Annotated in this window: 21 protein-coding genes, 4 tRNA genes and 1 rRNA gene; all 26 read right to left on the bottom strand. The window is 58.1% G+C overall.

Annotated features, from left to right (window positions below):
• Positions 1-711, bottom strand: a 711-nt coding sequence (gene rplB / locus ACIP21_RS19645) for a 50S ribosomal protein L2 (RefSeq protein ID WP_400690884.1), incomplete at its 3' end; no start/stop codon positions are given.
• 14 nt (positions 712-725) lie between these two features.
• Positions 726-1025, bottom strand: coding sequence for a 50S ribosomal protein L23 (rplW, locus tag ACIP21_RS19650; RefSeq protein ID WP_003255484.1), 300 nt, complete (start codon positions 1023-1025; stop codon positions 726-728).
• Positions 1022-1624 (bottom strand): 50S ribosomal protein L4, encoded by a 603-nt coding sequence (gene rplD / locus ACIP21_RS19655; RefSeq protein WP_003255485.1) that lies wholly within the window; start codon positions 1622-1624, stop codon positions 1022-1024. The genes rplW and rplD overlap by 4 nt, the downstream gene beginning before the upstream one ends.
• 12 nt (positions 1625-1636) lie before the next feature.
• Complete coding sequence (gene rplC / locus ACIP21_RS19660; RefSeq protein WP_003257089.1) at positions 1637-2272, bottom strand: 50S ribosomal protein L3; 636 nt, start codon at positions 2270-2272, stop codon at positions 1637-1639.
• Positions 2273-2352: 80 nt separating this feature from the next.
• Positions 2353-2664: a 30S ribosomal protein S10 gene (gene rpsJ, locus ACIP21_RS19665; protein ID WP_003186070.1), complete on the bottom strand. Its 312-nt coding sequence runs from the start codon at positions 2662-2664 to the stop codon at positions 2353-2355.
• Between the two features lie 141 nt (positions 2665-2805).
• A complete protein-coding gene (gene tuf / locus ACIP21_RS19670) occupies positions 2806-3999 on the bottom strand; it encodes an elongation factor Tu (protein WP_010951775.1) in 1194 nt (397 codons plus the stop codon).
• A gap of 31 nt (positions 4000-4030) precedes the next feature.
• Complete coding sequence (gene fusA / locus ACIP21_RS19675; RefSeq protein WP_400690888.1) at positions 4031-6175, bottom strand: elongation factor G; 2145 nt, start codon at positions 6173-6175, stop codon at positions 4031-4033.
• Positions 6176-6205: 30 nt separating this feature from the next.
• Complete coding sequence (rpsG, locus tag ACIP21_RS19680; protein WP_003246741.1) at positions 6206-6676, bottom strand: 30S ribosomal protein S7; 471 nt, start codon at positions 6674-6676, stop codon at positions 6206-6208.
• A gap of 106 nt (positions 6677-6782) precedes the next feature.
• Positions 6783-7154 (bottom strand): 30S ribosomal protein S12, encoded by a 372-nt coding sequence (rpsL, locus tag ACIP21_RS19685; RefSeq protein WP_003255492.1) that lies wholly within the window; start codon positions 7152-7154, stop codon positions 6783-6785.
• Positions 7155-7365: 211 nt separating this feature from the next.
• Entirely contained in the window at positions 7366-11565 is a 4200-nt protein-coding gene (rpoC, locus tag ACIP21_RS19690) for a DNA-directed RNA polymerase subunit beta' (RefSeq protein ID WP_400690890.1), read from the bottom strand.
• Positions 11566-11629: 64 nt separating this feature from the next.
• Positions 11630-15703 carry a DNA-directed RNA polymerase subunit beta gene (rpoB, locus tag ACIP21_RS19695; protein WP_400690893.1) on the bottom strand — a complete coding sequence of 1358 codons (4074 nt, stop codon included), beginning with the start codon at positions 15701-15703 and terminating at the stop codon, positions 11630-11632.
• 220 nt (positions 15704-15923) lie between these two features.
• On the bottom strand, positions 15924-16289 hold the full coding sequence (gene rplL, locus ACIP21_RS19700) for a 50S ribosomal protein L7/L12 (RefSeq protein ID WP_003255496.1): 366 nt from the start codon (positions 16287-16289) through the stop codon (positions 15924-15926).
• Between the two features lie 77 nt (positions 16290-16366).
• Complete coding sequence (gene rplJ, locus ACIP21_RS19705; RefSeq protein WP_060513244.1) at positions 16367-16867, bottom strand: 50S ribosomal protein L10; 501 nt, start codon at positions 16865-16867, stop codon at positions 16367-16369.
• 198 nt (positions 16868-17065) lie between these two features.
• Positions 17066-17761: a 50S ribosomal protein L1 gene (gene rplA / locus ACIP21_RS19710; RefSeq protein WP_400690895.1), complete on the bottom strand. Its 696-nt coding sequence runs from the start codon at positions 17759-17761 to the stop codon at positions 17066-17068.
• Positions 17761-18192, bottom strand: a complete 432-nt coding sequence (rplK, locus tag ACIP21_RS19715; RefSeq protein ID WP_003255500.1) for a 50S ribosomal protein L11 — start codon at positions 18190-18192, stop codon at positions 17761-17763. Before rplK ends, rplA begins: the two co-directional genes overlap by 1 nt.
• Before the next feature lie 119 nt (positions 18193-18311).
• Positions 18312-18845, bottom strand: coding sequence for a transcription termination/antitermination protein NusG (nusG, locus tag ACIP21_RS19720; RefSeq protein WP_003255501.1), 534 nt, complete (start codon positions 18843-18845; stop codon positions 18312-18314).
• Positions 18846-18854: 9 nt separating this feature from the next.
• Positions 18855-19223, bottom strand: a complete 369-nt coding sequence (gene secE / locus ACIP21_RS19725) for a preprotein translocase subunit SecE (protein WP_159408678.1) — start codon at positions 19221-19223, stop codon at positions 18855-18857.
• 44 nt (positions 19224-19267) lie between these two features.
• Positions 19268-19343: transfer RNA gene (locus tag ACIP21_RS19730), tRNA-Trp, on the bottom strand.
• 54 nt (positions 19344-19397) lie between these two features.
• Positions 19398-20591, bottom strand: coding sequence for an elongation factor Tu (tuf, locus tag ACIP21_RS19735; protein ID WP_400690898.1), 1194 nt, complete (start codon positions 20589-20591; stop codon positions 19398-19400).
• Between the two features lie 79 nt (positions 20592-20670).
• Positions 20671-20746: transfer RNA gene (locus ACIP21_RS19740), tRNA-Thr, on the bottom strand.
• A gap of 29 nt (positions 20747-20775) precedes the next feature.
• A tRNA-Gly gene (locus tag ACIP21_RS19745) sits at positions 20776-20849 on the bottom strand.
• A gap of 24 nt (positions 20850-20873) precedes the next feature.
• Positions 20874-20957, bottom strand: a tRNA-Tyr gene (locus ACIP21_RS19750).
• Positions 20958-21110: 153 nt separating this feature from the next.
• Positions 21111-21536: a hypothetical protein gene (locus ACIP21_RS19755; RefSeq protein WP_400690901.1), complete on the bottom strand. Its 426-nt coding sequence runs from the start codon at positions 21534-21536 to the stop codon at positions 21111-21113.
• Positions 21537-21543: 7 nt separating this feature from the next.
• Entirely contained in the window at positions 21544-22293 is a 750-nt protein-coding gene (locus ACIP21_RS19760) for a pantothenate kinase (RefSeq protein ID WP_400690904.1), read from the bottom strand.
• Positions 22283-23242, bottom strand: a complete 960-nt coding sequence (birA, locus tag ACIP21_RS19765; RefSeq protein ID WP_400690906.1) for a bifunctional biotin--[acetyl-CoA-carboxylase] ligase/biotin operon repressor BirA — start codon at positions 23240-23242, stop codon at positions 22283-22285. Before birA ends, ACIP21_RS19760 begins: the two co-directional genes overlap by 11 nt.
• A gap of 166 nt (positions 23243-23408) precedes the next feature.
• Positions 23409-23524, bottom strand: a 5S ribosomal RNA gene (rrf, locus tag ACIP21_RS19770).
• Between the last annotated feature and the right edge of the window lie 164 nt (positions 23525-23688).

Genomic DNA, 23688 nt, shown 5'->3' on the forward strand with positions numbered 1-23688 from the left:
AGTGACACCGACCTGCACGACCTGTGGGCGTACATGCGCACAGTGCAACCGGTGCAGCAGGCGCCCGCGCCAGCGTTTGGCACCAGCTTTACCCAGCGAACGCAGGCTGTGCTCGGAGTTCGAGACTTCGCCCAGGGTCGCACGGCACTCAGCCAGGACTTTACGCATTTCACCAGAGCGCAGACGCAGGGTCACGTAGACACCTTCGCGAGCGATCAGCTGAGCCGAAGCACCAGCGGAACGAGCGATCTGAGCACCTTTACCCGGCTTCAGTTCGATGCCGTGAATGGTGCTACCTACTGGGATGTTGCGCAGCTGCAGGGAGTTACCGGCCTTGATTGGGGCCAGGGCACCTGCGATCAGCTGGTCGCCAGCGCTCACGCCTTTAGGGGCGATGATGTAGCGACGCTCACCGTCTGCGTAGCACAGCAGGGCGATGTGAGCAGTACGGTTTGGATCGTATTCGATACGCTCGACAGTGGCTGGGATGCCATCTTTGTCGTTGCGACGGAAGTCGACCAGACGGTAATGCTGCTTGTGACCACCACCAACGTGACGAGTGGTAATGCGGCCATTGTTGTTACGACCACCAGACTTCGATTTTTTCTCGAGCAGCGGTGCGTGAGGAGCGCCTTTGTGCAGCTCCTTGTTGACCACCTTGACCACGAAACGGCGGCCAGGGGAAGTCGGTTTGCATTTAACGATTGCCATGATGCACCCCTTCCTTACTCAGCACTGCTGCTGAAATCGAGATCTTGGCCTGGCTGAAGGGAGACGATCGCCTTCTTCCAGTCATTACGCTTGCCCAGACCACGTGCGGTACGCTTGGTTTTACCCAGAACGTTAACAGTCGACACGTTTTCAACTTTTACGTTGAACAGGCCTTCGACAGCTTTCTTGATTTCCAGCTTGGTTGCGTCGGTAGCAACCTTGAATACGAACTGGCCTTTTTTCTCAGCCAGAACGGTAGCCTTCTCGGAAACGTGCGGGCCAAGGAGGACTTTGAATACGCGTTCCTGGTTCATCCCAGCAGCTCCTCGAATTTCTTCACGGCCGAAACGGTGATCAACACCTTCTCGTATGCGATCAGACTGACCGGGTCGGAACCTTGAACGTCACGTACGTCGACGTGCGGCAGGTTGCGAGCAGCCAGGTACAGGTTCTGATCAACAGCGTCCGAAACGATCAGTACGTCGCTCAGACCCATGCCGTTCAGCTTGTTCAGCAGATCTTTGGTTTTCGGTGCTTCAACAGCGAAGTCCTGAACCACGACCAGACGGTCGCTACGCACCAGCTCAGCGAGGATGGAGCGCAGGGCTGCGCGGTACATCTTCTTGTTGAGCTTCTGCGAGTGATCTTGAGGACGAGCTGCGAAGGTTACACCACCGCCACGCCAGATCGGACCACGGGTAGTACCAGCACGAGCACGGCCAGTACCCTTCTGACGCCATGGGCGCTTACCGCCACCAGCCACGTCGGAACGGGTCTTTTGCTGCTTGGTGCCCTGACGGCCGCCGGCCATGTAGGCCACGACTGCTTGGTGTACCAGCGTCTCGTTGAATTCGCCACCGAAAGTCAGTTCGGAAACTTCGATCGCCTGAGCGTCATTTACATTAAGTTGCATGTCAGTTTCCCCTTAACCGCGAGCCTTGACAGCCGGACGTACAACCACGTCGCCGCCAGTAGCGCCAGGAACGGCACCCTTGACCAGCAGCAGGTTGCGCTCAGCGTCTACGCGAACTACTTCCAGGGACTGAACAGTCACGCGCTCGGCGCCCATGTGACCGGACATTTTCTTGCCCTTGAACACACGACCAGGAGTCTGGCACTGGCCGATGGAACCAGGAACACGGTGCGACACGGAGTTACCGTGGGTGTTGTCCTGACCACGGAAGTTCCAGCGCTTGATGGTACCGGCGAAGCCTTTACCTTTGGACTGACCAGTAACGTCTACCAGCTGGCCTGCAGTGAAGAGTTCAGCTTTGATCAGATCGCCAGCCTGGAAATCGCCTTCTTCAAGACGGAACTCCCAAACACCGCGACCAGCGGCAACGTTAGCCTTGGCGAAGTGGCCTGCCTGAGCGGCAGTCACACGCGAAGCACGACGCTCGCCGACAGTGACTTGCACTGCACGGTAGCCATCGGTTTCTTCAGTTTTGAACTGGGTGACGCGATTCGGCTCGATCTCGATGACCGTGACCGGAATGGAGACACCTTCTTCGGTGAAAATGCGGGTCATACCGCACTTGCGACCGATTACACCAATAGTCATGTTGTAAACCTCATGAGTGTACGGGGCTTTCACCCGCTATGGCCGCCCATTTCAGAGCGTTACACGACCAGACCGAAGTCTTAGCCGAGGCTGATCTGTACTTCCACACCTGCCGCCAGATCAAGCTTCATCAGCGCGTCAACGGTTTTATCCGTTGGCTGGACGATGTCCAGAACACGCTTATGAGTGCGAATCTCGTACTGGTCACGCGCGTCTTTGTTGACGTGCGGGGAGACCAGAACGGTGAAACGCTCTTTGCGGGTAGGCAGTGGAATTGGACCACGCACTTGTGCACCAGTACGTTTCGCGGTTTCCACGATTTCCTGGGTGGATTGGTCGATCAGGCGATGGTCGAAGGCCTTCAACCTGATACGGATTTGCTGATTTTGCATTGGATTTCAGACTCCAGGCTGTTCCCAACGGACGCACTACGCCCGCTAAAAGGAGGCGTGATTCTATAGACGCCCCAATTTAGTGTCAACCCAATAAAAAAAACCCCCGCTGAGCGGGGGTTTTTTCAATCGGTCGAGTGATTACTCGATGATTTTGGCTACGACGCCGGCGCCGACGGTACGACCGCCTTCACGGATGGCGAAGCGCAGACCGTCTTCCATTGCGATGGTCTTGATCAGGGTGACAGTCATCTGAATGTTGTCACCTGGCATTACCATTTCAACGCCTTCCGGCAGTTCGCAGTTACCGGTCACGTCAGTGGTACGGAAGTAGAACTGTGGACGGTAGCCTTTGAAGAACGGAGTGTGACGGCCGCCTTCTTCCTTCGACAGGACGTAGACTTCTGCGGTGAACTTGGTGTGCGGCTTGACCGAACCTGGCTTGACCAGAACCTGGCCACGCTCAACGTCGTCACGCTTGGTACCACGCAGCAGGACGCCGCAGTTCTCGCCAGCACGACCTTCGTCCAGCAGCTTGCGGAACATCTCAACGCCGGTGCAGGTGGTGGTGGTGGTGTCACGCAGACCAACGATTTCCAGCGGATCCTGAACGCGGACGATACCACGCTCGATACGGCCGGTAACAACGGTACCACGACCCGAGATCGAGAATACGTCTTCGATCGGCATCAGGAACGGCTGGTCGATGGCACGAACTGGCTCAGGGATGTAGGCATCCAGAGTTTCTACCAGCTTCTTGACAGCGGTAGTGCCCATTTCGTTGTCGTCTTTGCCTTCCAGGGCCATACGAGCGGAACCGATGATGATCGGAGTGTCGTCGCCTGGGAAGTCGTAGGTGGACAGCAGGTCGCGAACTTCCATCTCGACCAGTTCCAGCAGCTCGGCGTCGTCTACCAGGTCAGCCTTGTTCAGGAAGACCACGATGTACGGAACGCCAACCTGACGGGACAGCAGGATGTGCTCACGGGTTTGTGGCATCGGACCATCGGCGGCCGAGCAAACCAGGATCGCGCCGTCCATCTGGGCAGCACCGGTGATCATGTTCTTCACGTAGTCAGCGTGACCTGGGCAGTCAACGTGAGCGTAGTGACGAATGTTCGAGTTGTACTCGACGTGAGCGGTGTTGATGGTGATACCGCGCGCTTTTTCTTCCGGAGCCGAGTCGATCTTGTCGAACTCAACGACTGCCGAACCGAAAACTTCGGAGCAGACGCGAGTCAGAGCTGCGGTCAGAGTGGTCTTACCGTGGTCAACGTGGCCGATGGTGCCGACGTTAACGTGGGGAAGGGAACGATCAAATTTTTCTTTAGCCACGACAGTGAACTCCTAGCCTAAAGGGGCTGAATCAGCCTTGTTTTTTAATGAGAGCTTCGACGATGTTCGACGGAGCTTCAGCGTATTTCGAGAATTCCATGGAGTAGCTTGCGCGACCCTGAGACATGGAACGAACGTCAGTTGCGTAACCGAACATCTCGCCCAGCGGAACCTCAGCGCGGACGACACGGCCAGAGACCGACTCATCCATACCCTGGACCAGACCACGACGACGGTTCAGGTCACCCATCACGTCACCCAGGTAATCTTCCGGGGTTACAACTTCGACCTTCATGATCGGCTCGAGAACCACGCCACCGCCCTTCTGGGCCAGTTGCTTGGTTGCCATCGAAGCAGCGATTTTGAACGCCATTTCGTTGGAGTCGACGTCGTGGTACGAACCGTCGAATACCGTGGCCTTCAGGCCGATCAGAGGATAACCGGCAACAACGCCGTTTTTCATCTGCTCTTCGATACCCTTCTGGATCGGGGCGATGAATTCCTTAGGAATCACACCACCAACGACTTCGTTGGTGAACACCAGACCTTCGGTGATGTTGCCCTTCGCGTCGACTTCCGGCTCCGAGAAACGGATCCAGCAGTGACCGAACTGACCACGACCACCCGACTGACGAACGAATTTGCCTTCGATCTCAACGCCGGACTTGGTGATCTTCTCGCGGTACGAAACCTGCGGCTTGCCGATGTTGGCTTCGACGTTGAACTCGCGCTTCATGCGGTCAACGAGGATGTCCAGGTGCAGCTCGCCCATACCCGAGATGATGGTCTGGCCAGTCTCTTCGTCGGTCTTGACGCGGAACGACGGGTCTTCCTGAGCCAGCTTGCCCAGTGCGATACCCATCTTCTCCTGGTCAGCCTTGGTTTTCGGCTCAACGGAGAGCGAAATGACCGGCTCAGGGAAGTCCATGCGCTCGAGGATGATTGGCTTGTCGGCGTTGCACAGGGTTTCGCCCGTGGTCACGTCTTTCATGCCGATCAGAGCCGCGATGTCGCCAGCGCGAACTTCTTTGATCTCTTCACGCTGGTTGGCGTGCATCTGCACCATACGGCCAACGCGCTCTTTCTTGCCTTTGACCGAGTTGATGACCGAGTCACCGGAGTTCAGAACGCCCGAGTAGACGCGAACGAAGGTCAGAGTACCTACGAACGGGTCGGTAGCGATCTTGAACGCCAGAGCCGAGAAAGGCTCATCGTCGTCTGCATGACGCTCATCCTTGCGGACAGCCGGATCTTCTTTGTCCAGATCCTTGTCGTCCGGGTTGATACCCTGGATTGCAGGGATCTCGGTCGGCGCAGGCAGGAAGTCGATGACGGCATCGAGAACCAGGGGAACGCCCTTGTTCTTGAACGACGAACCGCAGACAGCCGGAACGATCTCGCTGGCCAGGGTGCGCGCACGCAGGCCTGCCTTGATTTCTTCGACGGTCAGCTCACCTTCTTCAAGGTACTTGTTCATCAGCTCTTCGGACGCTTCGGCAGCTGCTTCCACCATGTTCGAGCGCCATTCTTCGGCCAGCTCGAGCATGTCCGCAGGAATTTCTTCCTCGCGGTAGGTGGTGCCTTTGTCGTCGTCGTTCCAGTAGATAGCCTTCATCTTGATCAGGTCGACCTGACCCTGGAAGTTATCTTCCGAACCGATGGCCAGCTGAACCGGGACCGGGGTGTGACCCAGGCGGTTCTTGATCTGACCAATGACGCGCAGGAAGTTTGCACCGGCACGGTCCATCTTGTTCACGTAGACAACACGTGGAACGCCGTACTTGTTGGCCTGACGCCATACGGTTTCGGACTGCGGCTCAACGCCGGAGGTACCGCAGAACACAACGACCGCGCCGTCGAGTACACGCAGCGAACGCTCTACTTCAATGGTGAAGTCAACGTGGCCAGGGGTATCGATGACGTTTACGCGGTAGTTGTCGTACTGACCACGGGAACCTTTCCAGAAGGTGGTAACGGCAGCGGAGGTAATGGTGATACCGCGCTCCTGCTCCTGCACCATCCAGTCGGTGGTCGCGGCGCCGTCGTGCACCTCGCCCATCTTGTGGCTCAGACCTGTGTAGAACAGGATCCGCTCGGTAGTGGTGGTCTTGCCCGCGTCAACGTGGGCACAGATACCAATGTTGCGGTAGCGGTTAATTGCTGTAGTACGAGCCATAAAGCCCTCGCAAAATGATTGATGCTTGAATTAGAAGCGGTAGTGCGAGAACGCTTTGTTGGCTTCAGCCATACGGTGCACGTCTTCACGCTTCTTGACTGCAGCACCTTTGCCTTCGGCAGCATCCAGCAGTTCGCCGGCCAGGCGCAGAGCCATCGACTTCTCGCCGCGCTTGCGGGCGTAGTCTACGAGCCAGCGCATTGCCAGAGCGTTACGACGGGATGGACGAACTTCAACCGGGACCTGGTAAGTGGCACCGCCGACACGGCGGGACTTTACTTCGACCAGCGGAGCGATGGCGTCGAGAGCTTTCTCGAAGATTTCCAGGGGGTCGCTGTTCTTGCGTGCTTTGACGGTATCCAGGGCACCGTAAACGATGCGCTCGGCTACGGCCTTCTTGCCGCTTTCCATCACGTGGTTCATGAACTTGGCGAGGATCTGGGATCCGTACTTCGGATCGTCAAGGATCTCACGTTTTGCTGCTACACGACGTCTTGGCATGATAAGCCCTCAAACGGTCTTCAGGTTAGCCCGGGACGTGGGTCTTCGACCCCTGCCCGACCTTACTCTTATCGACTCAAAAAAATGGATGTCTGCAAACGGCCGATTACTTCGGACGCTTGGTACCGTATTTCGAACGACCCTGGTTACGGCCTTTAACGCCCGAAGTATCCAGAGAGCCGCGAACGGTGTGGTAACGAACACCTGGCAAGTCTTTTACACGGCCGCCACGGATCAGGACGACGCTGTGCTCTTGCAGGTTGTGGCCTTCACCGCCGATGTACGAGGAAACCTCGAAACCGTTGGTCAGACGCACACGGCATACTTTACGCAGTGCCGAGTTAGGTTTTTTCGGCGTGGTGGTGTACACGCGGGTGCACACGCCACGACGTTGCGGGCAGTTCTGCAGCGCAGGAACGTCGGACTTCTCGACCGAACGCTTGCGCGGCTGACGTACCAGCTGGTTGATAGTTGCCATCTACTAGCTCCACTGATTGTCTTGCGACTCTATTGTCTTGCAAGAAAGCCAAAAATTGGCGAGACGGAGCCTCACCAAATTTAAGGGTACAAAAGTCTACGGAGGATCTTGCACCCAGTCAAGACGAGGCCCCGGCCCTCCCCGCCCGATCATCGGCAACATTTTATGTCACCGATGCTCGTTCGAGGCTTGCCGGGGCCCTGCCCTGTACTTAGTTGCCGCTGGAGTTCAGCGCTTCGGTCAGTGCGGCTTCCACCTCACTGGCGCTCACACGCAGCGGTTTGTCGGCATCACGGCGACGCTTGCGCTCGCTGTGGTAGGCCAGACCGGTACCGGCCGGGATCAGACGACCCACGACCACGTTCTCTTTCAGGCCGCGCAGGTAGTCGCGCTTGCCGGTTACCGCCGCTTCGGTCAGTACGCGGGTGGTTTCCTGGAAGGAAGCCGCGGAGATGAACGACTCGGTCGACAGCGAGGCCTTGGTGATCCCCAGCAGCACGCGGGTGAACTTGGAGATGAACTTGTCTTCCCCGGCCAGGCGCTCGTTTTCCATCAGCACCTGAGTCAGCTCCATCTGGTCGCCCTTGATGAAGCTGGAGTCACCCGACTCGGCGATCTCGACCTTGCGCAGCATCTGACGCAGGATGGTCTCGATGTGCTTGTCGTTGATCTTAACGCCTTGCAGACGGTAAACGTCCTGGATCTCGTTGACGATGTACTTCGCCAGCGCGCTCACACCCAGCAGACGCAGGATGTCGTGCGGATCGCTCGGGCCGTCGGAGATGACTTCGCCGCGGTTTACCTGTTCGCCTTCGAAGACGTTCAGGTGGCGCCACTTCGGAATCAGCTCTTCGTACGGATCGCTACCGTCGGTCGGAGTGATGACCAGACGACGCTTGCCCTTGGTCTCTTTACCGAACGCGATGGTGCCGCTGACTTCAGCCAGGATCGAGGCTTCTTTCGGACGGCGCGCTTCGAACAGGTCGGCAACGCGTGGCAGACCACCGGTGATGTCACGGGTCTTCGACGTTTCTTGCGGGATACGCGCGATAACGTCACCAACACCGATCTGAGCACCGTCAGCCACACCGACCAGGGCGTTGGCCGGCAGGAAGTACTGGGCAGGTACGTCGGTACCTGGCAGGTACAGGTCCTTGCCAGCGGCGTCGACCATCTTGATTGCCGGACGGATTTCCTTGCCAGCGGCAGGGCGATCCTTGACGTCCAGGACTTCAATGTTGGTCAAGCCGGTCAGTTCGTCTGTCTGACGCTTGATGGTGATGTTTTCTTCCATGCCCACGAAGGTCACGGTACCTTTCAGTTCGGTAACGATCGGGTGGGTGTGCGGGTCCCACTTGGCGACGATGGCGCCAGCTTCGACCTTGTCACCTTCCTTGACCGAAATCACCGCACCGTAAGGCAGCTTGTAGCGCTCACGCTCACGGCCGAATTCATCGGCAATGGCCAGCTCGCCGGAACGCGATACGGCAACCAGGTTACCGTCGGCACGCTCGACCTGCTTCAGGTTGTGCAGACGCACCATACCGCCGTTCTTCACCTGGACGCTGTCGGCAGCCGAGGTACGGCTTGCAGCACCACCGATGTGGAACGTACGCATGGTCAGCTGGGTACCCGGCTCACCGATCGACTGTGCAGCGATAACGCCGACAGCTTCACCGATGTTCACCTGGTGACCACGAGCCAGGTCACGACCGTAGCATTTGGCGCAGATGCCGAAACGGGTTTCGCAGTTGATCGGCGAACGCACGACGACTTCGTCGATGCTGTTCAGCTCGATGAACTCGACCCACTGCTCGTCGACCAGGGTACCGGCCGGAACGATGACGTCCTCGGTGCCTGGCTTGAACACGTCACGGGCGATGACACGGCCCAGTACACGCTCACCCAGCGGCTCTACAACGTCGCCGCCTTCGATGTGCGGAGTCATCAGCAGGCCCTGGTCGGTGCCGCAATCGATCTCGGTAACGACCAGATCCTGGGCAACGTCCACCAGACGACGAGTCAGGTAACCGGAGTTGGCGGTCTTCAAGGCGGTATCCGCCAGACCTTTACGAGCACCGTGAGTCGAGATGAAGTACTGGAGTACGCTCAGGCCTTCACGGAAGTTCGCGGTGATCGGCGTCTCGATGATGGAGCCGTCCGGCTTGGCCATCAGGCCACGCATACCGGCCAGCTGACGGATCTGGGCTGCGGAACCCCGCGCACCCGAGTCAGCCATCATGTACATCGAGTTGAAGGACTCTTGATCGACTTCGTTGCCTTCGCGGTCGATGACCTTCTCTTTCGAGAGGTTGGCCATCATCGCCTTGGACACTTCGTCGTTCGCCTTCGACCACAAGTCGATGACCTTGTTGTACTTCTCGCCCTGGGTTACCAGGCCGGAGGCGTACTGGCTTTCGATTTCCTTCACTTCATCGGTAGCGCTGTTGATGATGCGCGCTTTCTCATCAGGGATGACAAAGTCGTTCACACCAATGGACACGCCAGAGATGGTGGAGTAGGCGAAACCGGTGTACATCAACTGGTCAGCGAAGATAACGGTCTCTTTCAGACCAACCACGCGGTAGCACTGGTTGATCAGCTTGGAGATCGCCTTTTTCTTCATTGGCTGGTTGACCACGTCGTACGGCAGACCAGCCGGCACGACCTGGAACAGCAGCGCACGGCCGACAGTGGTGTCGACGATACGGGTGTTCTTGACGCTGCTGCCATCGCGGTCGTTCACGGTCTCGTTGATACGGACCTTGATCTTGGCGTGCAGGGCAGCTTCGCCGGCGCGGAATACGCGGTCGACTTCCTGCAGGTCGGCGAACACGCGACCTTCGCCCTTGGCGTTGATGGCTTCACGGGTCATGTAGTACAGACCCAGTACAACGTCCTGCGACGGAACGATGATTGGCTCACCGTTGGCTGGCGACAGAATGTTGTTGGTCGACATCATCAGCGCGCGCGCTTCGAGCTGGGCTTCCAGCGTCAGCGGCACGTGAACGGCCATCTGGTCACCGTCGAAGTCGGCGTTGTACGCGGCGCAGACCAGCGGGTGCAGCTGAATCGCCTTACCTTCGATCAGTACCGGTTCAAAGGCCTGGATACCCAGACGGTGCAGGGTCGGTGCACGGTTGAGCAGGACGGGGTGTTCGCGGATCACCTCGGCGAGAACGTCCCACACCTCCGGCAGCTCGCGCTCGACCATCTTCTTGGCAGCCTTGATGGTGGTCGCCAGACCACGCATTTCCAGCTTGCCGAAAATGAACGGCTTGAACAGCTCGAGGGCCATCTTCTTCGGCAGACCGCACTGGTGCAGACGCAGGGTCGGGCCTACGGTAATAACGGAACGACCGGAGTAGTCCACGCGCTTACCGAGCAAGTTCTGACGGAAGCGACCTTGCTTACCTTTGATCATGTCGGCCAGGGACTTCAGCGGACGCTTGTTCGAGCCAGTGATGGCGCGACCGCGACGGCCGTTGTCCAGCAGGGCGTCGACCGCTTCCTGCAGCATGCGCTTTTCGTTGCGCACGATGATGTCCGGCGCCGACAGGTCGAGCAGGCGCTTCAGACGGTTGTTACGGTTGATCACCCGACGATACAGGTCGTTCAGGTCGGAGGTCGCGAAGCGGCCACCATCCAGCGGCACCAGCGGACGCAGGTCCGGCGGCAGCACTGGCAGGACGGTCAGGACCATCCACTCAGGCAGATTGCCCGAGCCCTGGAAAGCTTCCATCAGCTTCAGGCGCTTGGACAGCTTCTTGATCTTGGTTTCCGAGTTGGTCTGCGGAATCTCTTCGCGCAGGCGACCGATCTCGTGCTCCAGGTCGATAGCGTGCAGCAGCTCGCGGACAGCCTCGGCACCCATGCGGGCGTCGAAGTCGTCACCGAACTCTTCCAGCGCTTCGAAGTACTGCTCGTCGTTCAGCAGCTGACCCTTCTCGAGGGTGGTCATGCCCGGGTCGATCACGACGTAGCTCTCGAAATAGAGCACGCGTTCGATATCACGCAGGGTCATGTCCATCAGCAGGCCGATACGGGACGGCAGCGACTTCAGGAACCAGATGTGGGCAACCGGCGAGGCCAGTTCGATGTGGGCCATGCGCTCACGACGAACTTTTGCCAGGGCAACTTCAACGCCGCACTTCTCGCAGATCACGCCGCGGTGCTTGAGGCGCTTGTACTTGCCGCACAGGCACTCGTAGTCCTTGACTGGGCCAAAGATCTTGGCGCAGAACAGGCCGTCACGCTCAGGCTTGAACGTACGGTAGTTGATGGTTTCCGGCTTCTTAACTTCACCGAACGACCACGAACGGATCATTTCAGGCGACGCCAGACCGATGCGGATGGCGTCGAACTCTTCGACTTGACCCTGGTTTTTCAGCAAATTCAGTAGGTCTTTCAAGGCCTTTCCTCCTGGCGGAGCAGGGAGCGGGCATTACCTGCCCCACTCCCCTTCGCGTCACGTGTTATTCGGTTTCCAGATCGATATCGATACCGAGCGAACGGATCTCTTTGATCAACACGTTGAAGGACTCGGGCATGCCCGGCTCCATACGGTGATCGCCATCCACGATGTTCTTGTACATCTTGGTACGGCCGTTCACGTCGTCCGACTTCACTGTGAGCATTTCTTGCAGGGTGTATGCCGCGCCGTATGCTTCCAGCGCCCACACTTCCATCTCCCCGAAACGCTGACCACCGAACTGCGCCTTACCACCCAGCGGCTGCTGGGTAACCAGGCTGTAGGAACCAGTGGAACGCGCGTGCATCTTGTCGTCCACCAAGTGGTTCAGCTTGAGCATGTACATGTAACCAACGGTCACAGGACGCTCGAACTTGTTGCCGGTACGGCCGTCGAACAGCACCATCTGGCCGCTTTCTGGCAGGTCCGCCAGTTTCAGCATGGCCTTGATCTCACGTTCCTTGGCACCGTCGAAGACTGGAGTGGCCATTGGCACGCCTTTCTTCAGGTTGTTCGCCAGGGCGATGATCTCTTCGTCGGTGAACTCTTCCAGGTTCTCCTGACGACCACCGATCTCGTTGTAGATCTCGGTGAGGAAGGTGCGCAGTTCAGCGGCTTTGCGCTGCTCTTCGATCATGCGGTCGATCTTCTCGCCCAGGCCCTTGGCCGCGAGGCCCAGGTGGGTTTCGAGGATCTGACCGACGTTCATACGCGAAGGTACGCCCAGCGGGTTCAGTACGACGTCGACCGGAGTACCGTTGGCGTCATGCGGCATGTCTTCGACCGGCATGATCACCGAGACGACACCCTTGTTACCGTGACGACCGGCCATCTTGTCACCCGGCTGGATGCGACGGCGGATTGCCAGGTAGACCTTGACGATCTTCAGTACGCCTGGAGCCAGGTCATCGCCCTGCTGCAGCTTGCGCTTCTTGTCTTCGAACTTGTCGTCCAGCAGACGGCGACGGTCGACGATGTACTGCTGAGCCTTTTCCAGCTGCTCGTTCAGTGCATCTTCGGCCATGCGCAGTTTGAACCACTGGCCGTGCTCCAGACCGTCCAGCACTTCGTCGGTGATCACGGTGCCTTTCTTCAGACCCGCGCCACCGTCGACCACCTGGCCGTTCAGGGCAGCACGCAGACGCTCGAAGGTTGCACCTTCGACGATGCGGAACTCTTCGTTGAGGTCCTTGCGGATCTCGTCCAGCTGCATCTTCTCGATGGACAGGGCGCGGCTGTCGCGCTCCACGCCATCACGGGTGAAGACCTGTACGTCGATGACGGTACCCTTGGTGCCGGTCGGCACGCGCAGGGAGGTGTCCTTAACGTCGCTGGCCTTCTCACCGAAGATCGCACGCAGCAGTTTTTCTTCCGGAGTCAGCTGGGTTTCGCCTTTTGGCGTGACCTTGCCGACCAGGATGTCGCCAGCGCCGACTTCGGCACCCACGTAGACGATACCGGCTTCGTCCAGCTTGTTCAGCGCAGCTTCACCCACGTTCGGGATGTCCGCGGTGATTTCCTCTGGGCCAAGCTTGGTGTCACGGGCCACGCAGGTCAGTTCCTGGATGTGGATCGTGGTGAAGCGGTCTTCCTGAACCACACGCTCGGACAGGCAGATGGAGTCTTCGAAGTTGAAGCCGTTCCACGCCATGAACGCGATGCGCATGTTCTGACCCAGCGCCAGTTCACCCATGTCGGTGGACGGGCCGTCGGCCATGATGTCGCTGCGCTGTACCTTGTCACCCTTGCTCACCAGCGGACGCTGGTTGATGCAGGTGTTCTGGTTGGAACGGGTGTACTTGGTCAGGTTGTAGATGTCCACACCGGCTTCACCGGTCTCGACTTCGTCGTCGTTGACGCGAACGACGATACGGCTGGCGTCGACCGAGTCGATCACACCACCGCGGCGAGCAACCACGCAGACACCGGAGTCACGGGCAACGTTGCGCTCCATGCCGGTACCTACCAGCGGCTTGTCGGCGCGCAGGGTCGGTACAGCCTGACGCTGCATGTTCGAACCCATCAATGCACGGTTGGCGTCGTCGTGCTCGAGGAACGGAATCAGCGAGGCAGCAACGGAAACAACCTGCTTCGGCGAAACGTCCATCAGGGTGACGTCTTCCGGCGCCTTGACGGTGAATTCGTTCAGGTGACGAACAGCTACCAGCTCATCGATCAGCTGCTTCTTCTCGTTCATCGCGGCCGAGGCCTGGGCGATGACGTGATCGGCTTCTTCGATGGCGGACAGGAACACGATGTCGTCGCTGACCACGCCTTCCTTCACCACGCGGTACGGGCTTTCCAGGAAGCCGTACTGGTTGGTGCGGGCATAGGCTGCCAGGGAGTTGATCAGACCGATGTTCGGACCTTCAGGGGTCTCGATCGGGCACACGCGGCCGTAGTGGGTCGGGTGTACGTCACGGACTTCGAAGCCGGCGCGCTCACGGGTCAGACCACCAGGGCCGAGTGCGGAGACACGACGCTTGTGGGTGATCTCGGAGAGCGGGTTGTTCTGGTCCATGAACTGCGAGAGCTGGCTGGAACCGAAGAACTCCTTCACCGCCGCCGCAACCGGCTTGGCGTTGATCAGGTCCTGCGGCATCAGGCCTTCGCTTTCGGCCATCGACAGACGTTCCTTGACCGCGCGCTCGACACGCACCAGGCCAACACGGAACTGGTTCTCGGCCATCTCGCCGACGCAACGGACGCGACGGTTACCCAGGTGGTCGATGTCGTCGACGATGCCTTTGCCGTTACGGATATCGACCAGGGTCTTGAGAACCTCGACGATGTCTTCCTTGCTCAGCACGCCCGAACCTTCGATCTCGGTACGACCGATACGACGGTTGAACTTCATGCGGCCAACGGCGGACAGGTCGTAACGCTCGGCGCTGAAGAACAGGTTGTTGAACAGGGTCTCGGCTGCATCCTTGGTCGGCGGCTCGCCTGGACGCATCATGCGGTAGATCTCGACCAGAGCTTCCAGCTGGTTGCTGGTGGTGTCGATCTTCAGGGTATCCGAGATGAACGGACCGCAGTCGATGTCGTTGGTGTACAGGGTCTCGATGCGGACGACCTGTGCCTTGGCGATCTTGATCAGCAGCTCGGTGGTCAGCTCGGTGTTGCACTCGGCCAGAATCTCGCCGGTGGCCGGGTGAACGATGGCCTTGGCGGTGGTGCGACCCAGGACGTATTCCATTGGAACGTCCAGCTGGCTGACACCGGCTTTCTCGAGCTGGTTGACGTGACGAGCGGTGATACGACGACCTTGCTCGACGATGACCTTGCCGCTGCCGTCATGGATGTCCATGACCGCAACTTCACCACGCAGACGCTGAGGCACCAGTTCCAGGCTGAGTTTCTCGCCGGAAATGTGGAACACGTTGGTGGTGTAGAAGGTGTTGAGCACTTCTTCGGTGCTGTAGCCCAGCGCGCGCAGCAGTACCGAGGCCGGCAGTTTGCGGCGACGGTCGATACGCACGAACACGCAGTCCTTCGGGTCGAACTCGAAGTCCAGCCAGGAACCGCGGTAAGGGATGATACGAGCGGAGTACAGCAGCTTGCCGGAGCTGTGCGTCTTGCCACGGTCGTGGTCGAAGAACACACCAGGCGAACGGTGCAGCTGGGAAACGATTACTCGTTCGGTACCGTTGATAACGAAGGTACCGTTCTCAGTCATCAGGGGGATTTCACCCATGTAGACTTCTTGCTCTTTGATGTCCTTGATCGCTTTGTTCGACGATTCCTTGTCGAAGATGATCAGGCGCACCTTGACCCGCAGTGGGACCGCGAAGGTCACGCCACGCAGGACACATTCCTTCACATCGAAGGCGGGATCGCCCAGGCGGTAGCCTACGTACTCCAGGGCAGCATTGCCGGAGTAGCTGATGATCGGGAATACCGACTTGAAGGCCGCATGCAGGCCGACGTCACGGAACTGATCCTTGGATGCTCCCGCTTGCAGGAATTCGCGATACGAATCCAGCTGGATGGCCAGAAGGTATGGCACATCCATGACGTCCGGCAACTTGCTAAAGTCCTTGCGGATACGTTTTTTCTCAGTGTATGAGTAAGCCATCAGCGTTCCCCAGCTTGGTCACCTGCTTGTTTGGCTTCTCCCGGCGGGAGCAGCCAGAAAATCGTGCAAACCCCTTGGTTTGCGCCACCCACATGGGTGTCTTGCAGCGTGTTATCGGGGCCGGAATGACCAGCCGCCAATAACGGAAAAAGGCCGGTGGCGTAAGCCACCAGCCATCAGCCCTTCGCTTAACGCTCAGGCTGGCATCGCAAGGTCGAGATTACTTCAGCTCGACTTTAGCGCCTGCTTCTTCCAGCTTCTTCTTAGCGTCTTCAGCGGCTTCTTTCGAAACGCCTTCAGCTACAACCTGAGGAGCGCCGTCGACTTTCTCTTTGGCTTCTTTCAGGCCCAGACCGGTCAGTTCGCGAACGGCTTTGATCACGTTCACTTTCTTGTCGCCGGCTTCAACCAGAACAACGTTGAACTCGGTCTGCTCTTCAACAACGGCAGCAGCAGCAGCTGGGCCAGCAGCGGCAACAGCAGCGGTAACGCCGAAGGTTTCTTCCATTGCTTTGATCAGCTCAACAACTTCCAGAACGGTTTTCTGGCCGATTGCTTCGATGATTTGTTCGTTAGTCAGAGACATGACTTAAATCCTGTATTGGGGTGACAGCCTACGCAGCCATCAAATTAAACGTATGATTTTGAAAGAATTCGCGTGCCTTAGGCAGCGGTAGCTTCTTTCTGGTCGCGAATGGCTGCCAGAGTACGAGCCAGCTTGCTGGTGGCGCCTTGAATAACGCTCATCAGTCGTGCAATAGCTTCGTCGCGGGTCGGCAGGGAAGCCAACACGTCGATCTGGTTCGCTGCAATCAGATTGCCGTCAAATGCGGCTGCCTTGATCTCGAACTTGTCCTGACCCTTGGCGAACTCTTTGAACAGACGGGCAGCAGCGCCCGGGTGTTCGTTGGAGAAAGCAATCAGGGTCGGGCCTTTGAACGCGTCGTTGAGGATCGAAAATTCGGTGCCTTCAACAGCGCGCTTGAGCAGGGTGTTACGTACGACACGCACGTATACGCCAGCTTCGCGGGCCTCTTTACGGAGTCCGGTCATTGCGCTTACAGTCACACCACGGGCATCGGCCACGACAGCGGACAGAGCGACTTTGGCAGCCTCGTTGACTTCAGCGACGATGGCCTTCTTGTCTTCGAGTTTAATTGCCACGGGTTTACTCCTGGTTTTTACCGTTTCATCTGGCCGAAGCCGGATGTCGTTTTGGTGTCTGATTCGGTAAACGAATCGGGAGCACCATCTGCGTGGGCTGGAGTTTTAAGGCTTGCGCCGCCTACGGTCTTGGATAGCCCCCGCCAGGCAGGGACCCCAATTTTTGCTGGTGGCGCGACGGGTCGCGCCACCATGTTCTTACACGTTCAGCGAGCTCTGATCGATGACCAGACCTGGGCCCATGGTGGTGCTCAGGGTAACGCGCTTGACGTAGATACCTTTCGAGGAAGCCGGCTTGATACGCTTCAGGTCAGCGATCAGGGCTTCAACGTTTTCCTTCAGCTTGCCAGCTTCGAAGCCGACTTTGCCAACGGAGGTGTGGATGATACCGTTTTTGTCGGTACGGTAGCGAACTTGACCAGCCTTGGCGTTTTTGACAGCGCCGGCTACGTCTGGGCTAACGGTACCTACTTTCGGGTTAGGCATCAGGCCGCGAGGACCCAGAACCTGACCCAGTTGACCTACGACACGCATGGCATCAGGCGATGCGATGACGACGTCATAGTTCAGGTCGCCGGCTTTCATTTCGGCAGCCAGATCGTCCATACCTACACGGTCAGCGCCGGCAGCCAGAGCGGCCTCAGCAGCTGGACCCTGGGTGAAGACGGCAACGCGTACGGTCTTGCCAGTGCCGTGTGGCAGCACGGTAGCGCTACGAACGACCTGGTCGGATTTACGCGGGTCAACACCGAGGTTGACGGCGATGTCGTAGGACTCTACGAATTTGGCAGCCGGCAGGGAAGCCAGCAGTGCAGCGGCCTCCTCGAAGTTGTAGGCCTTGCCTGCTTCGATTTTCTCGGCGATTGCCTTTTGGCGCTTGGTCAGCTTAGCCATTACACACCCTCCACGTTCAGGCCCATGCTGCGGGCAGAGCCAGCGATGGTGCGTACAGCTGCGTCCAGGTCAGCGGCGGTCAGATCAGCCTGTTTAGCCTTGGCGATATCTTCCAGCTGAGCACGGGTAACGGTACCGACTTTAACGGTGTTCGGGCGAGCCGAACCACTGGTCAGGCCAGCAGCTTTCTTCAGCAGAACCGAGGCAGGGGTGCTCTTGGTCTCGAAGGTGAAGCTACGGTCGCTGTAGACAGTGATGATCACTGGAGTCGGCAGACCGGCTTCTTGACCCTGAGTACGGGCGTTGAAGGCCTTGCAGAACTCCATGATGTTCACACCGTGTTGGCCCAGAGCTGGACCGACGGGTGGGCTTGGGTTGGCCTGGCCGGCCTTAACTTGCAGCTTGATGTAAGCCTGAATCTTCTTAGCCATGAGCTACTCCAAAATCGGGTACGAACGCCAGATGGCTCCCCGGATGACTTGCGTTTTATCCCAGTGACGACAAAACCCCGCAGCACACAGGGCTGCGGGGTATGGGATGCTTCGTCCGCCTAGACCTTTTCGACCTGGCTGAACTCGAGCTCCACCGGAGTAGAGCGACCGAAAATGAGCACTGCAACCTGCAAGCGGCTCTTCTCGTAGTTAACTTCTTCGACACTACCATTGAAGTCAGCGAACGGACCGTCAATGACTCGAACCACTTCACCCGGCTCGAACAGCGTCTTCGGCTTCGGCTTGTCACTGCCGTCGGCAACGCGACGCAGGATAGCTTCGGCTTCTTTATCGGTGATCGGCGCAGGTTTGTCTGCAGTACCGCCGATAAAGCCCATTACACGAGGGGTGTCCTTGACCAAGTGCCAAGTCCCTTCGTTCATCTCCATCTGGACCAGTACATAGCCAGGGAAGAATTTACGCTCACTCTTGCGCTTCTGGCCATTGCGCATTTCGACGACTTCTTCGGTCGGGACCAGGATCTCGCCGAAACCGTCTTCCATGCCAGCCAGCTTCACACGCTCGATCAGGGAGCGCATTACATGCTTCTCGTAACCCGAGTAAGCATGCACAACATACCAACGCTTAGCCACGGGACACCTTTAGCCAACGATCAGGGAGACCGCCCAGCCGAGCAGGGAATCGAGCCCCCACAGCAGCAGTGCCATAACCAGCACGACAGCCACGACAATCAGCGTGGTCTGGGTGGTTTCCTGGCGGGTCGGCCACACGACTTTACGGATCTCGGTACGCGCTTCCTTCGCCAGCGTAAAGAACGACTTACCCTTCGCGGTCTGCAAGGCTACGAAGCCAGCGACAGCTGCCAGGGCGAGAAGTGCAAGGACGCGGTACAGGATCGGAGAGGCGGAGTAATATTGATTACCCACAACACCAACAACCACCAAAGCCACTACAGCCAGCCACTTGAACAGATCAAAACGCGATTCTTGGGCTTCAGTTTTGGGGGTCATCGAGGAGGATCCTGTAAGAAGAAAGCCATCACACCGAGGTGAAATGGCAGGTCAGGAGGGAATCGAACCCCCAACCTACGGTTTTGGAGACCGTCGCTCTGCCAATTGAGCTACTGACCTGTAACGCTGTATCAGGCCGGCCATTATACCGGCCTGATTAGGAAAATCAACTACTTATTCAATAATTTTTGCTACGACGCCGGCGCCGACGGTACGACCGCCTTCACGGATGGCGAAGCGCAGACCGTCTTCCATTGCGATGGTCTTGATCAGGGTGACAGTCATCTGAATGTTGTCACCTGGCATTACCATTTCAACGCCTTCCGGCAGTTCGCAGTTACCGGTCACGTCAGTGGTACGGAAGTAGAACTGTGGACGGTAGCCTTTGAAGAACGGAGTGTGACGGCCGCCTTCTTCCTTCGACAGGACGTAGACTTCTGCGGTGAACTTGGTGTGCGGCTTGACCGAACCTGGCTTGACCAGAACCTGGCCACGCTCAACGTCGTCACGCTTGGTACCACGCAGCAGGACGCCGCAGTTCTCGCCAGCACGACCTTCGTCCAGCAGCTTGCGGAACATCTCAACGCCGGTGCAGGTGGTGGTGGTGGTGTCACGCAGACCAACGATTTCCAGCGGATCCTGAACGCGGACGATACCACGCTCGATACGGCCGGTAACAACGGTACCACGACCCGAGATCGAGAATACGTCTTCGATCGGCATCAGGAACGGCTGGTCGATGGCACGAACTGGCTCAGGGATGTAGGCATCCAGAGTTTCTACCAGCTTCTTGACAGCGGTAGTGCCCATTTCGTTGTCGTCTTTGCCTTCCAGGGCCATACGAGCGGAACCGATGATGATCGGAGTGTCGTCGCCTGGGAAGTCGTAGGTGGACAGCAGGTCGCGAACTTCCATCTCGACCAGTTCCAGCAGCTCGGCGTCGTCTACCAGGTCAGCCTTGTTCAGGAAGACCACGATGTACGGAAAGCCAACCTGACGGGACAGCAGGATGTGCTCACGGGTTTGTGGCATCGGACCATCGGCGGCCGAGCAAACCAGGATCGCGCCGTCCATCTGGGCAGCACCGGTGATCATGTTCTTCACGTAGTCAGCGTGACCTGGGCAGTCAACGTGAGCGTAGTGACGAATGTTCGAGTTGTACTCGACGTGAGCGGTGTTGATGGTGATACCGCGCGCTTTTTCTTCCGGAGCCGAGTCGATCTTGTCGAACTCAACGACTGCCGAACCGAAAACTTCGGAGCAGACGCGAGTCAGAGCTGCGGTCAGAGTGGTCTTACCGTGGTCAACGTGGCCGATGGTGCCGACGTTAACGTGGGGAAGGGAACGATCAAACTTTTCCTTAGCCATCGATACAATCCTCCGCAGAAGAAAATAGTCTTACGCTGATAAAACAAAGGCAGATATTTTCATATCTGCCTTGTTTATATGGAGCTCTTGAGCGGACTTGAACCGCTGACCTCACCCTTACCAAGGGTGTGCTCTACCAACTGAGCTACAAGAGCGAAACACTTTGCGCAAAATCCAGCAAACTTGGAGCGGGTAGCGGGAATCGAACCCGCATCATCAGCTTGGAAGGCTGAGGTTCTACCACTAAACTATACCCGCGGAGCTTGCGGCTCTCGCTAAAACTGGTGGAGGGAGAAGGATTCGAACCTTCGAAGCTCTCGCAACGGATTTACAGTCCGTCCCCTTTGACCGCTCGGGAATCCCTCCAGATGTGGCCGGCATTCTATGTGTCTGCCGTCCTAGTGTCAAGCTTTTTTTCAAATTTTTTCAATCAAATCTGAAACTTAGCTGCTTTGACACTCGCTTCCAGTTCTGCCACCTGAGTGGTGTTCCCTGTGAAGCGGGCGCCATTCTATCAAGCTATTCGCCAGTTGCAATACCCTGGCAGAAAATAATTTTATGTTTTAAGTCTTTGAAATCGTTGGAAAGACTGGAGAGCACGGTTTGGTCCAGCAAACGCTCGCTTTCCGGGGAAATCTTCAGCCACAAACCATCGGCGCCAGGCAGCTGCCCAGACACCGGCAATGCCGAAATGTCCAGGCTCAGCAGGCGCTGACGCAGTGCATCGAGCTGCTCGCGCCCCGCCAGGCCACCCACGACCAGGCATTCATCACGCCGCCGGGGCGGCGTGGAGGCGCCGCTTTCGCGCAACAGGCGGATTTCCTGCTGGCTTCCTTTATACAGGGACAACGGGGCGACATCCTTGGCCTTGAGCGGGGCTTCCTGTTGGTGCCAGACGTAATAGAAGACATTGAGCACCAGCAACAGCAGAAACAACCAACGCATAAGCACCTCAGTCCAATGGGCAGGCCATTGCCAGGCCTACGAATACCAGGTCAGGAACCACGCGCGCCTGTGGCGCCGCCTCGCGCACCAACGGCGCATCGCCACCAGTCAGGAACACGGTGAAGTCTTCCCCCCATAGCGCCCGCGCCTGATCCAGCTGGGTGCGGGCGAAGCCCTGCAGCATCAGCACGCAGCCCCGCTCGACCGCCTCGACGGTCGAGCGCCCTGGTGCAAGGCTGGTCAACGCACGCTCGGCCGATGCATCGTCATAGCGAATACGCCGGGTATGGGTGCGCAACTGACTGCGCATCAGGGGCATGCCCGGGCAAATGTAACCGCCCAGGTGCTCCCCATCTGCAGCGACGAAGTCCGCCTTGGCCGCGGTACCCAAGTCGATCACCAGGCAAGCCCCCTTGGCCAGATGAAACGCGCCCAGCGCTGCCAGCCATCGGTCCATGCCCAGGCGTTGATGGTCTTCGTAGCCATTGCGCACTCCAGCCATTTCCTGGGCAGGCTCTGCGACCCGGGGCGTGACCGAGAACGACTGGGCTATTAGTGCGCACAACGCCGCGGTTTCGTCTTCGCTGCGCACGCTGACGATTCGGCAGCCGGAAAGCCGAAGAGAAGCCAGTGCTGCGACTTCGTCCACAAGCGCCTGATCGGCGTCGACGATCCCACCACCCACGATGGTCGCGTCGGCTGCGTGAATCACGCGCCACTTGATAAAGCTGTTACCGCAATCGAGCTCAAGAATCATCACGCAACCTCAAACTGAGCTCACCACCGCTGAAGCTCTTTTCCACACCATCGACCTCAAGCCGCAAGCCGCCCTGCCCGTCCACGCCCAGCACGACACCATCAATATGGGTATTGCCGGCAATCAGCGAGACACTGCGCCCCTGCCAGAGGTGCGCCTGCTCCCATTCTTCCTGGAAAGCGGCAAAACCGTAGCGGCGATGACGCGCCAACTCATGCTGCAGCTGCTGACTGAGCACCGCCACCAGGCGGTTGCGATCGATTGTCGCGCCAACTTCACGCCGAATCGAGGTCCACTGCTGGTCGACCTGCTCGTTGACCTGCATGTTCACATTGATACCGACACCCAGCACGACATGACAGACATCCGCAGGGTCGCCCACCAGCTCCAGCAGAATACCGGTGATTTTCTGGCCGCCCACAAGCACGTCGTTGGGCCACTTCAGGCCGACATCCTTCACGCCAAACGCCTGCAAGGTACGCATGACCGCCAAACCGACAACCAGGCTCAGGCCTTCGAGCTGGCGCATCCCGCCATCGACACGCAGCACCAGGCTGTAGTAAAGGTTTTCGGCGAAAGGGCTGACCCACATGCGACCACGACGACCACGCCCAGCACTTTGCCGCTCGGCCAGCACCAGGAACGGCGCAACCTGGCCTGCACCCGCAAGACGCAGGCCCTCGGCATTGGTCGAATCGATGGTTTCGTGAATGAAGACAGGCCACTGCTCGCCTTCGCAGTACGAGCCGATCGCCTGGGCATCGAGCAGGGCCAATGGCGCCGCCAACTGGTAGCCGCGACCACGTACTTTATGAATGGTGAGGCTCAGTTCGCTTTCCAGGTGTTGCAGCTGTTTCCAAACGGCGCTGCGACTTACCCCGAGGGCTGCCCCCAAGGCTTCTCCGGAATGGAACCGGCCATCCTTGAGGAGATTCAACAACTTCAGCATGCCAGTCTCGACTTGGAATAAGGCTGGCATGATAGCTAGGGGTCGTGGGCTTGCATAGGAAAAGGGCTGCACGCAGCAGCCCATGTGCCGAGCATTTCGGCCATGTTTCGGCCTGAAAAGACAAAACCCCTACCTGCATGCGCAGATAGGGGTTTTGCGAAATGAATCTTGACGATGACCTACTCTCACATGGGGAAACCCCACACTACCATCGGCGATGCATCGTTTCACTGCTGAGTTCGGGATGGGATCAGGTGGTTCCAATGCTCTATGGTCGTCAAGAAATTCTGTAGCCAGAATGTCCAGATGGACAGCCCAGCGAATTCGGATATGTGATATTCGTGATTCGTTGCGAACTTTCGGTTCGTTTCGTCTTCACCACCACAATTTGATGCCTTATGCTCAAATTGCTTGGGTGTTATATGGTCAAGCCTCACGGGCAATTA

Origin of the sequence: Pseudomonas sp. NPDC089401, assembly GCF_044749485.1 — a bacterium.
In the GTDB taxonomy this organism is placed as follows: Bacteria; Pseudomonadota; Gammaproteobacteria; order Pseudomonadales; family Pseudomonadaceae; genus Aquipseudomonas.

Bases quoted from the DNA above. Each gene is read 5' to 3' on its own strand.
- rplW (WP_003255484.1), bottom strand. From the start codon at position 1,025: ATGAACCAGGAACGCGTATTCAAAGTCCTCCTTGGCCCGCACGTTTCC.
- rplD (WP_003255485.1), bottom strand. From the start codon at position 1,624: ATGCAACTTAATGTAAATGACGCTCAGGCGATCGAAGTTTCCGAACTG.
- rplC (WP_003257089.1), bottom strand. From the start codon at position 2,272: ATGACTATTGGTGTAATCGGTCGCAAGTGCGGTATGACCCGCATTTTC.
- rpsJ (WP_003186070.1), bottom strand. From the start codon at position 2,664: ATGCAAAATCAGCAAATCCGTATCAGGTTGAAGGCCTTCGACCATCGC.
- fusA (WP_400690888.1), bottom strand. From the start codon at position 6,175: ATGGCTCGTACTACAGCAATTAACCGCTACCGCAACATTGGTATCTGT.
- rpsG (WP_003246741.1), bottom strand. From the start codon at position 6,676: ATGCCAAGACGTCGTGTAGCAGCAAAACGTGAGATCCTTGACGATCCG.
- rpsL (WP_003255492.1), bottom strand. From the start codon at position 7,154: ATGGCAACTATCAACCAGCTGGTACGTCAGCCGCGCAAGCGTTCGGTC.
- rpoB (WP_400690893.1), bottom strand. From the start codon at position 15,703: ATGGCTTACTCATACACTGAGAAAAAACGTATCCGCAAGGACTTTAGC.
- rplL (WP_003255496.1), bottom strand. From the start codon at position 16,289: ATGTCTCTGACTAACGAACAAATCATCGAAGCAATCGGCCAGAAAACC.
- rplA (WP_400690895.1), bottom strand. From the start codon at position 17,761: ATGGCTAAGCTGACCAAGCGCCAAAAGGCAATCGCCGAGAAAATCGAA.
- rplK (WP_003255500.1), bottom strand. From the start codon at position 18,192: ATGGCTAAGAAGATTCAGGCTTACATCAAGCTGCAAGTTAAGGCCGGC.
- secE (WP_159408678.1), bottom strand. From the start codon at position 19,223: ATGACCCCCAAAACTGAAGCCCAAGAATCGCGTTTTGATCTGTTCAAG.
- tuf (WP_400690898.1), bottom strand. From the start codon at position 20,591: ATGGCTAAGGAAAAGTTTGATCGTTCCCTTCCCCACGTTAACGTCGGC.
- ACIP21_RS19755 (WP_400690901.1), bottom strand. From the start codon at position 21,536: ATGCGTTGGTTGTTTCTGCTGTTGCTGGTGCTCAATGTCTTCTATTAC.
- ACIP21_RS19760 (WP_400690904.1), bottom strand. From the start codon at position 22,293: ATGATTCTTGAGCTCGATTGCGGTAACAGCTTTATCAAGTGGCGCGTG.
- birA (WP_400690906.1), bottom strand. From the start codon at position 23,242: ATGCTGAAGTTGTTGAATCTCCTCAAGGATGGCCGGTTCCATTCCGGA.